The sequence below is a fragment of the Pseudomonas sp. 43mfcvi1.1 genome (assembly GCF_900115935.1).
In the GTDB taxonomy this organism is placed as follows: domain Bacteria; phylum Pseudomonadota; class Gammaproteobacteria; order Pseudomonadales; family Pseudomonadaceae; genus Aquipseudomonas; species Aquipseudomonas bijieensis.
In genome coordinates this window covers 104,268-118,233 of sequence record NZ_UETT01000016.1, presented here as the reverse complement: position 1 = coordinate 118,233, position 13,966 = coordinate 104,268, and the positions used below count along the sequence as shown (strand labels likewise).

15 protein-coding genes are annotated in these 13,966 nt (G+C 60.1%); 9 read left to right on the top strand and 6 right to left on the bottom strand.

Annotation, left to right across the window (positions count from 1 at the left end):
• Positions 1 to 57: 57 nt before the first annotated feature.
• Both DTP52_RS25875 and DTP52_RS25870 read right to left on the bottom strand, forming a co-directional pair.
• Positions 58 to 879, bottom strand: a complete 822-nt coding sequence (locus tag DTP52_RS25875; RefSeq protein WP_109755893.1) for an HDOD domain-containing protein — start codon at positions 877 to 879, stop codon at positions 58 to 60.
• Positions 880 to 914: 35 nt separating this feature from the next.
• Entirely contained in the window at positions 915 to 1,856 is a 942-nt protein-coding gene (locus tag DTP52_RS25870; protein ID WP_109755892.1) for a folate-binding protein YgfZ, read from the bottom strand.
• Positions 1,857 to 2,005: 149 nt separating this feature from the next.
• On the opposite strand from DTP52_RS25870, the gene DTP52_RS25865 reads away from it, so the two are divergent.
• Both DTP52_RS25865 and DTP52_RS25860 read left to right on the top strand, forming a co-directional pair.
• Complete coding sequence (locus DTP52_RS25865; RefSeq protein WP_003184348.1) at positions 2,006 to 2,260, top strand: succinate dehydrogenase assembly factor 2; 255 nt, start codon at positions 2,006 to 2,008, stop codon at positions 2,258 to 2,260.
• Complete coding sequence (locus tag DTP52_RS25860) at positions 2,244 to 2,696, top strand: protein YgfX (RefSeq protein ID WP_109755891.1); 453 nt, start codon at positions 2,244 to 2,246, stop codon at positions 2,694 to 2,696. Before DTP52_RS25865 ends, DTP52_RS25860 begins: the two co-directional genes overlap by 17 nt.
• Here the strand turns inward: DTP52_RS25860 and nadB are convergent.
• Entirely contained in the window at positions 2,665 to 4,281 is a 1,617-nt protein-coding gene (gene nadB / locus DTP52_RS25855; RefSeq protein WP_109755890.1) for an L-aspartate oxidase, read from the bottom strand. The two genes, DTP52_RS25860 and nadB, sit on opposite strands and share 32 nt — an antisense overlap.
• 559 nt (positions 4,282 to 4,840) lie before the next feature.
• On the opposite strand from nadB, the gene rpoE reads away from it, so the two are divergent.
• From rpoE to DTP52_RS25835, 4 genes are all read left to right on the top strand, one after another.
• Positions 4,841 to 5,422 carry an RNA polymerase sigma factor RpoE gene (gene rpoE / locus DTP52_RS25850; RefSeq protein ID WP_003172477.1) on the top strand — a complete coding sequence of 194 codons (582 nt, stop codon included), beginning with the start codon at positions 4,841 to 4,843 and terminating at the stop codon, positions 5,420 to 5,422.
• Positions 5,423 to 5,453: 31 nt separating this feature from the next.
• Complete coding sequence (locus tag DTP52_RS25845; RefSeq protein WP_109755889.1) at positions 5,454 to 6,041, top strand: sigma-E factor negative regulatory protein; 588 nt, start codon at positions 5,454 to 5,456, stop codon at positions 6,039 to 6,041.
• Between the two features lie 12 nt (positions 6,042 to 6,053).
• Complete coding sequence (locus DTP52_RS25840; protein ID WP_109755888.1) at positions 6,054 to 7,001, top strand: MucB/RseB C-terminal domain-containing protein; 948 nt, start codon at positions 6,054 to 6,056, stop codon at positions 6,999 to 7,001.
• 234 nt (positions 7,002 to 7,235) lie between these two features.
• A complete protein-coding gene (locus tag DTP52_RS25835; protein WP_109755887.1) occupies positions 7,236 to 8,666 on the top strand; it encodes a DegQ family serine endoprotease in 1,431 nt (476 codons plus the stop codon).
• Between the two features lie 62 nt (positions 8,667 to 8,728).
• Here DTP52_RS25835 and DTP52_RS25830 read toward each other — a convergent pair whose 3' ends face one another.
• Positions 8,729 to 10,162, bottom strand: coding sequence for a M48 family metalloprotease (locus DTP52_RS25830; protein WP_109755886.1), 1,434 nt, complete (start codon positions 10,160 to 10,162; stop codon positions 8,729 to 8,731).
• Positions 10,163 to 10,260: 98 nt separating this feature from the next.
• Here DTP52_RS25830 and DTP52_RS25825 point away from each other — a divergent pair, with 98 nt between their 5' ends.
• Together DTP52_RS25825 and DTP52_RS25820 are read left to right on the top strand one after the other, a co-directional pair.
• Complete coding sequence (locus DTP52_RS25825; RefSeq protein WP_109755885.1) at positions 10,261 to 10,500, top strand: sulfurtransferase TusA family protein; 240 nt, start codon at positions 10,261 to 10,263, stop codon at positions 10,498 to 10,500.
• A 31-nt stretch (positions 10,501 to 10,531) separates the two neighbouring features.
• Positions 10,532 to 11,602: an AI-2E family transporter gene (locus DTP52_RS25820; protein ID WP_109755884.1), complete on the top strand. Its 1,071-nt coding sequence runs from the start codon at positions 10,532 to 10,534 to the stop codon at positions 11,600 to 11,602.
• Positions 11,603 to 11,719: 117 nt separating this feature from the next.
• Here DTP52_RS25820 and DTP52_RS25815 read toward each other — a convergent pair whose 3' ends face one another.
• The gene (locus DTP52_RS25815; RefSeq protein ID WP_109755883.1) at positions 11,720 to 12,193 is read right to left on the bottom strand and encodes a peroxiredoxin; all 474 of its coding nucleotides are present in this window, start codon (positions 12,191 to 12,193) and stop codon (positions 11,720 to 11,722) included.
• A gap of 10 nt (positions 12,194 to 12,203) precedes the next feature.
• The gene (locus DTP52_RS25810; protein WP_003184325.1) at positions 12,204 to 12,764 is read right to left on the bottom strand and encodes a glycine cleavage system protein R; all 561 of its coding nucleotides are present in this window, start codon (positions 12,762 to 12,764) and stop codon (positions 12,204 to 12,206) included.
• 316 nt (positions 12,765 to 13,080) lie between these two features.
• Between DTP52_RS25810 and dapA the strand changes: the two genes are divergently transcribed.
• Positions 13,081 to 13,959 carry a 4-hydroxy-tetrahydrodipicolinate synthase gene (gene dapA / locus DTP52_RS25805; protein WP_014337035.1) on the top strand — a complete coding sequence of 293 codons (879 nt, stop codon included), beginning with the start codon at positions 13,081 to 13,083 and terminating at the stop codon, positions 13,957 to 13,959.
• Positions 13,960 to 13,966: the final 7 nt, after the last annotated feature.

The window sequence follows — 13,966 nt, the reverse complement described above, 5'->3', positions numbered from 1 at the left end:
CGGAGCCAACTCGATTCCGTGGCTGGCTCAATTTCATTGACCGTCAGTCTGGGCTACCTAATAGAACATCGACCGCGCTTCTTCGATATCCGCGCAGCGAGCCTTGTTGTCCAGGTCGATACCCAGCTTCCTGAAAGCCGGGACGGAGAACAGATCGACATCGCTGAGGGGATGGTCAGTGTCCTTGTAGCAATACAGCGCAGCGACCTGCACGAGGTCGACGTAATCGATGTGCTTCGAGTCCCGGGTGAAGTCCAGATACAGCCCCGGCAGCTTCACCAACCGTTCCGGAAACTCCCAGACACTGAGGAGTTTGTCTCCCAGCACCGGGTGAATCGTTTCGATGACGTGGTTGAGGCTGACCGGGTCCGACAGCAATTCATTGTTGTCTTGGGCATACGTCAGGATCGGCAGCACGCCGATCTGGTGCACCAGCCCACCCAAAGCGGCCTGATCGGGCTTGAGTTGGGTATAACCGCGACACAGGGCATAGCTGACGCCCGCGATCTGCAGGCTCCTGCGCCAGACTTCGCGCATCTTCAGTTCCACCACTTCGGAGCGGGCGTGGAAAATCTGCTCCATGACCAGGCCGATGGCCAGGTTGCTGCTGTAGTTGACGCCCAGTCGAGTGATGGCCGTGTGCAGGTCCGTGACTTCCTGGGTCGCGCGTAGCAGTGGACTGTTGACCACTTTTATCAGGCGTGCCGAGAGAGCTGTATCGCGGCCGATCACTTTGCTCAGGTTGCTGACGCTGATTTCCGGGTCTTCGGCGGCCCGGCGAATCTGCAGGGCCACTTCCGGTAATGTTGGCAGAACCAAGTCATCGTTATCGATGGCCTGCACCAAATCCCGTTGGACCTTATCCGCCAAATCGCTCATTTCGGTTCTCTAGGGTATTGCGGCAAATGCTGCGATCAGCGCTGGATTTCGCGGTCGCGGTCCAGTTCGTAAGGCAGGTCCAACATTTGAAGGCGTGGGCCTTCCAAGGTGCCGAGGTGCAAATTGTCGTCTTCTGCTGCTTCGGCCTGTAATACCGCCAGCAGTTCAATGTTTCCCTCGCCGCGGGCGGCAATCACCACTTCGCCGATGGAGCTGCCGTGCGTGGGGGAGAATAGCGCGGTCCCGGGTTCTGGCAATTGGCTGGCGTCCAGTTGCAGGCGATACAGGCGCCGCTTGAGCTTGCCCAGGTATTGCATGCGGGCGACGATTTCCTGGCCGGTGTAGCAACCTTTCTTGAAACTGACGCCACCGACGGCTTGCAGGTTGAGCATCTGTGGGATGAACAGTTCACGGGTGGCCGGCATGACCTGGCCGATCCCGGCACGGATCTGCCCCAGTAGCCACTGGTTCAGGTCTGCCTCGGTCAGTTCTGCCCGCAGGCGGGTTTGCAGCGTCTGTGCCTGTTCGGCGGGCGCCCATAGTTCGGTGCGGCCGGGAGAGACGCGGATGGCGATCAAGGATTCGTGGCGTGCCACGCTGTCGGTCTCGCTCGGCAGTTCGAGGCCCAGGCCAGCCAGCATCTTGTCGGCGTTTTCCAGGCCGAAGCGAACCCAGGCTGCACTTTCGTCGGTGAGCTTGGATTTGGAGAACACGGCATATTTTTTCAGGTCGGCCAGTTGCGGTTCGAGCAATTCGCTGGCCATGGCCATCAACACGCCGTCACCTTCGAGCAGGATGCGGAAGCTCGATTGCATCCGGCCTTTCTGGGTGCAGCGGGCACCGAGGCTGGCCCGGCTGTCGCTCAGGTAGTCGAGGTTGCAGGTCAATTGGCCTTGCAGGAATTTGCCGGCGTCCACGCCGCGGACCGCGAGAACGCCTTCGTGGGACAGGGTGCAGAAAAAAGCGGAATCAGCCATGGGTCATCGCAGGGTAAAAAGTCTGGTAGACATCATAAGGGGACGCCCTTGAAATGGGTAGTTCACAAAGGATCGGTGGTGCCCGACCAAAGCCGTCTGTTCCAGTGCCGCGGGGCCTGTATACTTGCGCACTATTTGAGGAGCGCTCCATGGTCGAAGATGTTGAACTCAATCGCCTCTACTGGCACAGCCGCCGCGGCATGCTGGAACTGGATGTGTTGCTGGTGCCGTTCGTGAAAGAGGTTTATCCCCATCTCAATGAAGTGGATCGTGCCTGCTATGTCCGCCTGCTCGAATGCGAGGATCAGGACATGTTCGGCTGGTTCATGGAGCGCAGCGAATCCGAAGACCCAGAGTTGCAGCGCATGGTCCGGATGATTCTGGACCGTGTCCAGCCCAAGTAATCGCTTCGAATGCCGCTGGCAGGCCTCCGGGCAACTGCTGGCGGCCTATCTGCTGGCCCAGGTGTTCGCCCTGGGGTCGTTGTTCCTGTTGTCTGTCCCGTCCGGGTTCGCAGCGCTTGGCGTTGTATTGTGCCTGGCCCATGGCGCCTGGGTGATTCCCCGACATTTGTTGCTGACCCATCGCCGGGCCTTTTGCGGGTTGCGTCGTAATGCCGCTGGCTGGCAGCTCTGGAGTCGGGCCGATGGGTGGCGGGCGGTGCAACTGCGCCCCGATAGCTTGGCGCTGCCGATGATCATCGTGCTGCGTTTTCGCTTGCAGGGTGAACGGCGGGTCCGGTCGTTGTGCGTACCGCGCGACGCGCTGGCACCGGATATCCATCGGCGCCTGCGCGTGCGGCTCAGGTTCAGTCGGCGTAGGTGGGCGGTACCAGGATAGTGTCCCGTGCCTCGGGCAGCAGGCTCGGGTAGTCGAGGGTGTAATGCAGCCCCCGGCTTTCCTTGCGTTCCATGGCCGAGCGAATCATCAGTTCAGCCACCTGGGCCAGGTTGCGCAGTTCGATGAGGTCGCGGCTGACTTTATAGTTGCTGTAGAACTCATCGATCTCATCCAGCAGCAAGCGCACCCGGTGCTGCGCCCGTTGCAGGCGCTTGTTGGTGCGCACGATGCCAACATAGTCCCACATGAAACGCCGCAGTTCGTCCCAGTTGTGGGCGATGATCACGTCTTCGTCCGAGTCGGTGACCTGGCTGGCGTCCCATGAGGGCAGGGCGGCCGGAATGACGACCTGCGGTAATTGTTCCAGGATGTCTGCCGCCGCCGAGCGGGCATAGACGAAGCACTCCAGCAGTGAGTTGCTGGCCATGCGGTTGGCGCCGTGCAGGCCGGTGAAGCTGGTTTCGCCGATGGCATACAGGCCTGGCACGTCGGTACGCCCCCGCTGATCGACCATCACGCCACCGCAGGTGTAATGCGCCGCCGGCACCACCGGGATCGGTTGCTTGGTGATATCGATGGAAAATTCCAGGCAGCGCTCGTACACCGTCGGGAAGTGGCTCTTGATGAACGCTTCGGGCTTGTGGCTGATGTCCAGGTAAACGCAATCGATGCCCAGGCGCTTCATTTCATGGTCGATGGCCCGGGCGACGATGTCCCTTGGCGCCAGTTCGGCGCGCGGATCGAAGCGCTGCATGAAGCGTTCGCCGTTGGGAAGCTTCAAGTGTGCGCCTTCGCCACGCAGGGCCTCGGTCACCAGGAAACTCTTGGCCAGCGGGTGATAGAGGCAGGTGGGGTGGAACTGGTTGAACTCCAGGTTCGCCACTCGGCAACCCGAACGCCAGGCCATGGCGATGCCATCGCCGCAGGCACCGTCGGGGTTACTGGTATAAAGGTAGACTTTCGCCGCGCCACCGGACGCCAGGATGACGAAGCGCGCGCCGTAGGTGTCGACTTCACCGGTGCCGCGATTGAGCACGTAGGCGCCCAGGCAGCGATCACCGTCCAGGCCCAGGCGTTTTTCAGTGATCAGGTCGATCGCGACGCGCTGCTCCAGCAATTCGATGTTCGGCCGTTGCCGAGCCTTGGCCAGCAGGGTCTTGAAGATCGCCGCGCCGGTAGCATCAGCCGCGTGAATGATGCGCCGGTGGCTATGACCGCCTTCGCGCGTGAGGTGGAACTCGAAGCCGCCGTCTTCGGTGCCCGATTGTTCGTCACGGGTAAACGGTACACCCTGGTCGATCAGCCACTGGATGGCTTCCCTGCTGTGTTCCACGGTGAAACGCACCGCTTGCCGATTGCAGAGGCCGCCGCCGGCGTTGAGGGTATCCTCGACATGGGATTCAATGGTGTCGGTATCGTCCAGCACGGCTGCGACGCCGCCCTGGGCCCAGAAGGTCGAACCGTTGGCCAGGTCGCCCTTGCTCAGTACTGCAATGCGCAAATGTGCAGGCAAAGTCAGGGCAAGGCTCAATCCGGCGGCTCCGCTGCCGATTACCAGAACATCGTGTTGAAACTGTTGGCTCATTCGAATGGTTTCCGCTCAAGGCGACCCGGGTCGGGGTTGGCGCAAGACACCGCTTCAACGGGTCAGGCAGCCACGCAGCCCACTAGTATATAGAGGGGGGGATCGGCACAATAGCCGGGCGTACATGGCAATGTGAAACCAGCGTGACAGAAAAGTGGCACGCTTCGTCGGATCGCCGGTTTTGGTGAAAGGGCGATAAGGCCGCCGTTTCGAGGACAGAACGCTGTTTATCTCGTCACGGTTGCCTGATATTCAGTGCACAACGCTATAAATAGTGGGAACTTTTGCCAAGCGCCTACGTTCAATAGACGGTTGTCTGCAAAAGGGAGCAGCGTCGGGTTGGTGCAAGATTTCGATTGGGGTCTCTGCCAGCAGACCCGGTGACAGATTATTCGCGCAGCCGGGGAATCTCCTGCTGCGTTTTTCGTGCGTGCCGAGATCAGAGCGCGCCGGAAACTTGCTTGGAAGGGGGAGAACTTTTGCGAAAAGCCCGAGTCTATGTTTGCAAGCCCGGTCAATTAGTAATGCAAGCCTCCTTCGAGCTTATCGAGGAGTGTTCATGCTAACCCAGGAAGAGGATCAGCAGCTGGTCGAGCGCGTGCAACGCGGCGACAAGCGAGCTTTCGATCTGCTAGTGCTGAAATACCAGCACAAAATTCTCGGGTTGATCGTGCGTTTCGTGCACGACACCCATGAAGCGCAGGATGTTGCTCAGGAAGCCTTCATCAAGGCCTACCGTGCACTTGGTAATTTTCGCGGGGACAGCGCGTTTTACACGTGGCTTTACCGCATCGCCATCAACACGGCGAAAAACTATCTGGTTTCACGCGGCCGCCGGCCGCCGGATAGCGATGTAAGTTCTGAGGATGCCGAGTTCTATGATGGCGATCATGGCCTCAAGGATCTCGAATCACCGGAACGTGCGTTGCTGCGGGATGAGATCGAAGGCACTGTCCATCGAACCATCCAGCAATTGCCCGAAGATTTGCGTACGGCTTTAACTTTACGTGAGTTCGACGGTCTGAGTTACGAAGACATTGCGAGCGTCATGCAATGTCCTGTAGGCACCGTGCGCTCCCGGATCTTCCGCGCCCGGGAGGCCATTGATAAAGCCCTGCAACCTTTGTTGCAGGAAAACTAGAGACAGCGGCGACAGCCAAGAGAGGAACGCCATGAGTCGTGAAGCCCTGCAGGAATCGCTGTCCGCAGTGATGGATAACGAAGCGGACGAACTGGAATTGCGTCGGGTATTGAATGCCTTCGACGATGTTGAAACCCGTGAGACCTGGGCTCGTTACCAGATCGCCCGGGCTGTGATGCACAAGGACTTGTTGCTTCCACGCCTGGACATCGCTGCGGCCGTTTCTGCTGCCTTGGCTGACGAAGCCGTACCGGCAAAAGCTTCTCGCGGACCATGGCGCAGCCTGGGTCGCCTGGCGGTAGCCGCTTCGGTCACCGTGGCCGTGCTGGCCGGTGTGCGCCTGTACAACCAGGATGAGATTGCCGGCGTGCAAATGGCGCAGCAATCCAACCAGCCAAGCCTGGCTGCTCCACAGGTCAAGGGCCCAGCGGTACTGGCCGGTTACAGCGAGAGCTCGGAAACCGCAGGCCCGATGGTCAATGGTGTTCTGCAAGGCCAACCTGGCTGGCATGATCAGCGTCTGCCCAACTACCTGCGTCAGCATGCTCAGCAAGCTGCCCTGAAAGGTACTGAAAGCGCACTGCCTTATGCCCGTGCCGCCAGCCTGGAAAACCGTTAATAAGGAAAACCATTGCGCGCCATACCTCTATTCACGCTTCTGCTTGGTGGCTGGTGTGCGATTCCAGCCTATGCCGATGAGGCACAGGATTGGTTGAACCGCCTGAGTCAAGCCGAGCAACAGCAGAGCTTCCAGGGCACTTTCGTTTACGAGCGCAACGGTAGTTTCTCTACCCATAACATCTGGCATCGAGTCCAGGATGGCAAAGTCCGCGAGCGGTTACTCCAGCTCGACGGCTCGGCACAGGAAGTCCTGCGCATTGATGGGCATACTCAATGCGTCAGCGGCTCCTTGATCGCGGGGCTGGGCAATACACCTGACGGCTCCTCACGTACGCTTGATCCGCAGAAACTCAAGAATTGGTATGACCTTGCCGTCATTGGCAAGTCGCGCGTGGCTGGGCGTCAAGCGGTCATTGTGGCGTTGACGCCCAAGGATCAGCATCGCTATGGCTTCGAACTGCACCTGGATAAAGAGACCGGCCTGCCGCTCAAGTCCCTGTTGCTCAATGACAAGGGCCAGTTGCTCGAGCGTTTCCAGTTCACCCGCTTGAGCGTCGGGGCGCCGACAGACGGTGATCTGCAAGTCAGCTCCGAATGCAAGGCTGTCGCGCAGGATCCTGGCAAGGCCGTCGCGGTGAAAACCGCCTGGCACTCGGACTGGCTTCCTCCTGGCTTCGAACTGACCGGCAGCGCTGCGCGCAAGGACCCGGACACCCAGGTCCAGGTCAACAGCTTGATGTACGATGATGGCCTGGCGCGCTTTTCGGTGTTCCTGGAGCCGTTGAACGGTGCCAACGCCACCGATACCCGTACTCAACTCGGCCCGACGGCTGCCGTCTCCCGTAGGCTCACGACACCCCAGGGTGAAATGATGGTCACGGTGGTCGGTGAGATTCCTATCGGTACGGCGGAACGGATTGCGCTTTCCATGCGCTCCGACGTCACTACGACCCAATAGCTTGCCGACTGCACGGGTGGTTCGATTGCGCGAGAGGCTGATGATGCCAGGGCTTGATCGAAATGCCGAAACTTCCTGTCAGCATTTTCATTTGCAAAAAACCAGCTTTTTTTCTATAGGTCAGAGCCGCTCGGCCCTGGCCTTGTCTGTTCCCGGAACAAAAATACTGGCGTATCTTTTCCCGGTATTCCTTGCTCCATATCGCTTAACCATGCTCGTCGTAACGGGAGCCGTATGTCGATACCACGCTTGAAAACCTATCTCTCCATTTTTGCCACCGTGCTTGTGCTCGGCCAGGCCGTTCCTGCCGTGGCGGTCGAATTGCCCGATTTCACGCAACTGGTCGAGCAGGCGTCGCCCGCCGTGGTGAACATCAGCACCACCCAGAAACTGCCGGACCGTCGTGTATCGGACCAGCAGATGCCGGACCTGGAAGGCTTGCCGCCGATGCTGCGGGAGTTCTTCGAGCGCGGAATGCCGCAACAGCCACGTTCTCCCGGCGGTGGTCGCCAGCGTGAAGCGCAATCCCTGGGTTCGGGTTTCATCATTTCGCCTGACGGCTACATCCTGACCAATAACCACGTGATCGCCGATGCCGACGAAATCCTGGTACGCCTGGCTGATCGCAGCGAACTCAAGGCCAAGCTGATCGGTACCGATCCACGTTCCGACGTGGCGCTGTTGAAAATCGAGGGCAAGGACCTGCCAGTGCTCAAGCTGGGCAAATCCCAGGACCTGAAAGCCGGCCAATGGGTCGTGGCCATCGGTTCGCCGTTCGGCTTCGACCACACCGTGACCCAGGGGATTGTCAGCGCCATCGGTCGCAGCCTGCCGAACGAAAACTACGTGCCGTTCATCCAGACCGACGTGCCGATCAACCCGGGTAACTCCGGTGGCCCGCTGTTCAACCTTGCGGGTGAAGTGGTCGGCATCAACTCCCAGATCTATACCCGCTCGGGCGGCTTCATGGGGGTGTCCTTCGCGATTCCGATCGACGTTGCCATGGATGTCTCCAACCAACTGAAAAGCGAAGGCAAGGTCAGCCGTGGCTGGTTGGGCGTGGTGATCCAGGAAGTGAACAAGGACCTGGCCGAATCGTTCGGGTTGGAGAAACCCGCCGGTGCACTGGTGGCGCAGATCCAGGAAGGTGGCCCGGCTGCCAAGGGCGGTCTGCAAGTGGGTGACGTGATCCTGAGCATGAACGGTCAACCGATCGTCATGTCCGCTGACCTGCCGCACTTGGTGGGTGCCCTCAAGGCTGGTGCCAAGGCCAATCTGGAAGTGATTCGCGAAGGCAAGCGCAAGAACGTCGAATTGACCGTTGGGGCCATTCCTGAAGAAGGCAAGGAGCTGGATTCGCTGCCCAAGTCTGGCGTCGAGCGTAGCAGCAACCGTCTGGGTGTTGCGGTGGCCGAACTGACCGAAGAGCAGAAACGTACCCTGGAATTGCAGGGCGGCGTGGTGATCAAGGAGGTACAGGATGGTCCTGCCGCGATGATCGGCCTTCAGCCGGGCGACATCATCACGCACCTGAACAATCAAGCCATCGGTTCCGCCAAGGAATTCACCGACATCGCCAAGGCGTTGCCGAAGAACCGTTCGGTTTCGATGCGGGTCCTGCGTCAAGGGCGTGCGAGCTTCATTACCTTCAAACTGGCCGAATGACCGGTTAGCGGCTCATAAAAAACCGCCTCGAGAGAGGCGGTTTTTTATTGCCTGGCCAGTGCTCAGCCCATCATGTCCTTGACCATGCGTTCCTGCTCCATGAGTTCCCGCTGGCGGGCATCGATGCGTGAAGACAGGGGGAAGTTGGTGCCAGCTCGCCGTTTGGCGAAGTCCAGTTGCTGGATGGCCTGACGGTAATCGCCCACCAGGGCGAAGTACTCGGCACGGGCCTGGTGCAGGCCAATGATGTTGCCTGACAGCCCGCGGGTCTCGGCCACCATGTACCAGACGTCCGGATCATCCGGGCGGGTCTTGAGCAGGGTTTCCAGGGCTTTCTCGGCATCGGCGGGGCGGTTCTGCTTGAGCAGCAGGTCGACGCGCACCTGGTTGAGCGGATAGTTGCCCGGGTATTGGCTCAGCATCCGGTCGACACGGGCCTGAGCGTCGGCCAGCTTGTTGCTGGTGATATCCAGGTCCACCTGGGCGAGGTTGTAGATGATCTCGTTGGGTGATTTGGCCAGCAACGGCTTGAGATTCTCCCGTGCTTCATTCAACTGGCCGCCCTTGATCTGCGCGATCGCCAGGCCATAGCGCGCCACGTCGTTCTTCGGATTCTCATCCAGCTGTGCCCGGAAGCGCTTGGCGCCCAGGCCTGGGGTTTCTTCATAGGTCAGTTGGACCCGAGCGCGAATCAGTTGATAACGCACACTGTCCTCGATGCCCCCCGGCTTGGCCTGTTCGGCGCGGTTGCGGGTGTCGGCGATCCGGGATTCGGTCACCGGGTGAGTCAGCAGGAATTCCGGCGGCCTGGCGTCGAACCGGTACTGACGCATCAGGCGCTCGAACATGGTTGGCATGGAGCGCGGATCGTAGCCGGCTTTCTCCAGGTTCTGGATGCCGATACGGTCGGCTTCCTGTTCGTTCTGCCGGGAAAAGCGCCGTTGTTCTTGGATGGCGGCGGCCTGGGTCCCGGCAATGGCCGCGATCCCGGCGTCACCGCCACCGGCGGCGGCAATCACGATGCCGGCCAGCAGTGCGGCCATCATCGGCACCTGCATGCGTTGCTGGGCTTCCACACCGCGGGCAAAGTGGCGTTGCGACAAGTGCGCGAGTTCGTGAGCCATGACCGAGGCGTACTCGCCTTCGGTCTGCGCATTGAGGAACAAGCCGCCGTTGACCCCGACGATTCCACCAGGTGCGGCGAAGGCGTTGAGTTGCGGGCTGTTGATCAGGATGAATTCCAGGCGCCGGTCGTTGACCTGGCTGGTTTCCACCAGCTTATAGACGCTGGATTCGACGTAGTCCTTGAGCTGTGGATCGTTGAGCTGTGAAACCTGGCTGCGCAGCAGGGCCAGCCAGGCGCGGCCCAGTTGGTGCTCCTGTTCTGGCGAGACGATGGCAGAACTGGCGTCGCCAAGTGACGGCAGGTCGTCGGCGAAGCCCGGTGAGGCAAGCAGGCAAGCGAGCGTCAGCAGGGTGGGGCGCAGAAATGTCATGCACGAAGCCTTAGTCGACAAAGACCTTACTGTAGCCGGACACCGGGCCCGGGACCAGATATTCTAGGCCGCTCAACGACCTGCCGCGGAGTGAACCCATGACTGATGCTGTAGCCCACGATGCCGAACTGGACGCCAGCGGCCTGAACTGTCCGTTGCCGCTACTCAAGGCCAAGCTGGAGCTCAATCGCCTGGCCAGTGGCAGTGTGCTCAAGGTGATCGCCACGGATGCGGGCTCTCAGCGTGACTTTCGCACCTTCGCCCGATTGGCCGGTCATACGCTGCTGCATGAAGAAGACGAAAACGGCGTCTACCGTTACTGGCTGAAAAAGGCTTGAAAAAACCAACAGCGTCTCTTAAGGATTTTTAATGTTCAAAGTGTTACGCGACTGGATTCAGCGCTACTTCTCCGATGAAGAGGCTGTGGTCCTGGCGGTGCTGCTGTTCCTGGCCTTTACCGCCGTGCTCACCCTGGGTGGCATGTTGGCGCCGGTGTTGGCGGGGATGGTGCTGGCGTACCTGATGCAAGGGTTGGTCACGACGCTGGAGCGTCTACGGCTACCCGGCACGGCAGCGGTTGGACTGGTGTTCGCCCTGTTCATGGGTGTGCTGGTGGTGTTTGTCGTGGTGATCGTGCCGCTGCTCTGGCATCAACTGGTGACTTTATTCAACGAGTTGCCAGGAATGCTCGCCAAATGGCAGTCCCTGCTGTTGCTGTTGCCTGAGCGCTATCCGCACCTGGTGTCCGATGAACAGGTGCTGCAGACCATCGAAGTGGTGCGCGGTGAGATTGGCAAGTTCGGCCAATGGGCACTGACGTTTTCGCTGTCCAGCCTTCCGCTTCTGGTCAACATCATGATCTACCTGGTGCTGGTACCGATCCTGGTGTTTTTCTTCCTCAAGGACCGGGAAATGATCGGGCGTTGGGTCCGTGGCTACCTGCCGCGCGAGCGGGCGCTGATTACCCGAGTGGCCCAGGAGATGAATCGGCAGATCGCCAACTACATCCGCGGCAAAGTCATCGAGATTTTCATCTGTGGCGGCGTGACTTATATCGGCTTCGTCGCCCTGGGGCTCAATTACGCTGCCCTGCTGGCGCTGCTGGTGGGCATTTCGGTGGTGGTGCCTTATGTCGGCACCGTGGTGGTGACCGTGCCGGTGGCCTTGATTGCGCTGTTCCAGTGGGGCTGGAGCGATCAGTTCATCTACCTGATGGCGGTCTACGGGATCATCCAGACACTGGATGGCAACGTGCTCGTCCCGCTGCTGTTCTCCGAGGCGGTGAACCTGCATCCGGTGGCGATCATCTGTGCGGTGCTGCTGTTTGGCGGGCTGTGGGGGTTCTGGGGGGTGTTCTTTGCGATTCCCCTGGCGACGCTATTCAAGGCTGTGCTGGATGCGTGGCCGAGCAAGGAGCCGGTTGTGGCGCCGCTTCTATAGCTGATTCTGATGGCCTCATCGCGAGCAGGCTCGCTCCCACATTGGACTGAGGGTGTTAATCAATTCCCTGTGGGAGCGAGCCTGCTCGCGATAGCGCCAGTACAGGCAGCAAAAATTTCAGCCTTTGTTGAGGGACTGGGCCGCCGCCAACACCGCATCCACATGCCCCGGCACTTTCACGCCACGCCATTCCTGGCGCAGCACGCCGTTCTTGTCGATCAGGAAGGTGCTGCGGTCAACGCCCAGGTATTCCTTGCCATAAAGCTTTTTCAGCTTGATCACGTCGAACAGCTGGCAGACGGCTTCGTCCTTGTCGCTGATCAGTTCGAACGGGAACTCCTGTTTGCACTTGAAGTTCTCGTGGGACTTGAGGCTGTCCCGGGAGACGCCGAACACTTCGGTGTTGGCGGCCTGGAACTGCGCGTACTGGTCGCGAAAACCCTGGCCCTCGGTGGTGCAGCCGGGGGTGCTGTCCTTGGGGTAGAAGTAGATCACTACCTGCTTGCCCTTGAGGGCGGCGAGGCTGACGGTCTGCCCGCTGGTGGCGGGCGCCTGGAAATCGGTAACCGGCTGGTCGACGGCAACGGCCATGAACGCTTCCTTACATTGGGTTTTGTGGGCGCCACGGTTCGATCAGGGCATCCAGGTTCATCGCATCGGCGAAGTCCAGGAACTGATCGCGCAGCCAACTGATCTGGGTGCCGGCCGGCAGGGTCACGGTGAACGTGGCATTGAGCATGGTGCCGCCGGTCTGTGGTGCCTGATAGGTATCGCAGGTCAGGTTTTCCAGCTCGACGTGATGGTCCATGAAGAACTGGCACAGCTCGTTGATGATGTCCGGACGGTAGGCCGAGCTCACATAGGCCACGTAGGGCAGGGCCTGGGGACGGTTCTCCAGCGCGGCGCTACGCACCACGTTGACGGTGAAGGCATGCTTCTTGGCCAGCACCGGCAGGCTGCCTTCCAGGCGAGCCAGGGCGTCCCAGCTGCCGGAAATCTCGAGCACGAGCGCACTGCATTCGCCATGACGGGTCAGGCGTGAGGTTACGACGGCGCAGCGATTTTCATGGCTGGCGCGGCACAGGACGTTAGTCAGCTCCATGGGGTTGGCGCCAAGGGCACTGATAACAAGGAATTGTTCGCGGACTGTGGGGGTGGACATGCAGCATTCCTAAAGCGATGAGCGGTCGGTACTTCTGCAGCTCGACACGGCATCAGGCCCGGATAAACGAACGACTCAAGCCCTGTGCCTGGGGTTGCGCTGCACTCCGAGGACGGCGGGAATGCATCAGGACAAACGCAGGATCGGGGCTTGTGGCGACGAAAACGGAGGCTGGGAACCGGTGAATGAGCTTATCAGTACCGATCAAAGCCTGAAGGGTAGCGAAAACCATCGCCAAGGGGAATGGTAGTTCGCTTGTACAAGCATCTTGGCGCCAGTACCATTACCGCTCTCTTTTTCCGGCAGGAGCGGTTTCATGATTGCGGGCAGTATGGTGGCACTGGTCACACCCATGGATGCACAAGGGCATCTTGACTGGGCCAGCCTCAGCAAACTCGTGGACTTCCACCTTGAGAACGGCACCCATGCCATTGTCGCCGTCGGTACTACCGGCGAGTCGGCAACCCTCGACGTCAATGAGCACATCGAAGTCATCCGTGCCGTGGTCAAGCAGGTCAACGGTCGCATCCCCGTCATCGCCGGCACCGGCGCCAACTCGACCCGCGAGGCCGTCGAGCTGACCCGCAACGCCAAGGAAGCCGGTGCCGACGCCTGCCTGCTGGTCGTTCCGTACTACAACAAGCCGACCCAGGAAGGCTTGTACCAGCACTTCAAGCACATTGCCGAAGCCGTCGACATCCCGCAGATCCTCTATAACGTTCCCGGCCGCACCTCCTGCGACATGCAGGCCGAGACCGTGATCCGCCTGTCCACCGTGCCGAACATCATCGGCATCAAGGAAGCCACCGGCGACATGAAGCGCGCCAAGGCCATTCTCGATGGCGTGAGCAAGGACTTCATCGTGCTGTCCGGCGATGATCCGACCGCGGTCGAGCTGATCCTGCTGGGCGGCAAGGGCAACATCTCCGTCACGGCCAACGTTGCCCCGCGCGAAATGGCCGACCTGTGCGAGGCCGCGCTCAAGGGCGACGCCGAGACTGCACGGGCAATCAACGAAAAACTGATGCCGTTGCACAAGGACCTGTTCATCGAGGCCAACCCGATTCCGGTGAAGTGGGCCTTGGTTGAAATGGGCCTGATGCACGAAGGTATCCGCCTGCCACTGACCTGGCTGAGCACCCCTTGTCAAGAACCGCTGCGGCAGGCCATGCGCCAGTCCGGCGTCCTGGTTTAATTGAGGA

Excerpts from the sequence above, each read along its gene's own strand:
- nadB (WP_109755890.1), bottom strand. The coding sequence starts at position 4,281 with ATGAGCCAACAGTTTCAACACGATGTTCTGGTAATCGGCAGCGGAGCC.
- DTP52_RS25815 (WP_109755883.1), bottom strand. The coding sequence starts at position 12,193 with ATGGCCGTTGCCGTCGACCAGCCGGTTACCGATTTCCAGGCGCCCGCC.
- DTP52_RS25870 (WP_109755892.1), bottom strand. The coding sequence starts at position 1,856 with ATGGCTGATTCCGCTTTTTTCTGCACCCTGTCCCACGAAGGCGTTCTC.
- DTP52_RS25810 (WP_003184325.1), bottom strand. The coding sequence starts at position 12,764 with ATGTCCACCCCCACAGTCCGCGAACAATTCCTTGTTATCAGTGCCCTT.
- DTP52_RS25845 (WP_109755889.1), top strand. The coding sequence starts at position 5,454 with ATGAGTCGTGAAGCCCTGCAGGAATCGCTGTCCGCAGTGATGGATAAC.
- DTP52_RS25875 (WP_109755893.1), bottom strand. The coding sequence starts at position 879 with ATGAGCGATTTGGCGGATAAGGTCCAACGGGATTTGGTGCAGGCCATC.
- DTP52_RS25820 (WP_109755884.1), top strand. The coding sequence starts at position 10,532 with ATGTTCAAAGTGTTACGCGACTGGATTCAGCGCTACTTCTCCGATGAA.
- dapA (WP_014337035.1), top strand. The coding sequence starts at position 13,081 with ATGATTGCGGGCAGTATGGTGGCACTGGTCACACCCATGGATGCACAA.
- DTP52_RS25835 (WP_109755887.1), top strand. The coding sequence starts at position 7,236 with ATGTCGATACCACGCTTGAAAACCTATCTCTCCATTTTTGCCACCGTG.
- DTP52_RS25825 (WP_109755885.1), top strand. The coding sequence starts at position 10,261 with ATGACTGATGCTGTAGCCCACGATGCCGAACTGGACGCCAGCGGCCTG.
- rpoE (WP_003172477.1), top strand. The coding sequence starts at position 4,841 with ATGCTAACCCAGGAAGAGGATCAGCAGCTGGTCGAGCGCGTGCAACGC.
- DTP52_RS25865 (WP_003184348.1), top strand. The coding sequence starts at position 2,006 with ATGGTCGAAGATGTTGAACTCAATCGCCTCTACTGGCACAGCCGCCGC.
- DTP52_RS25830 (WP_109755886.1), bottom strand. The coding sequence starts at position 10,162 with ATGACATTTCTGCGCCCCACCCTGCTGACGCTCGCTTGCCTGCTTGCC.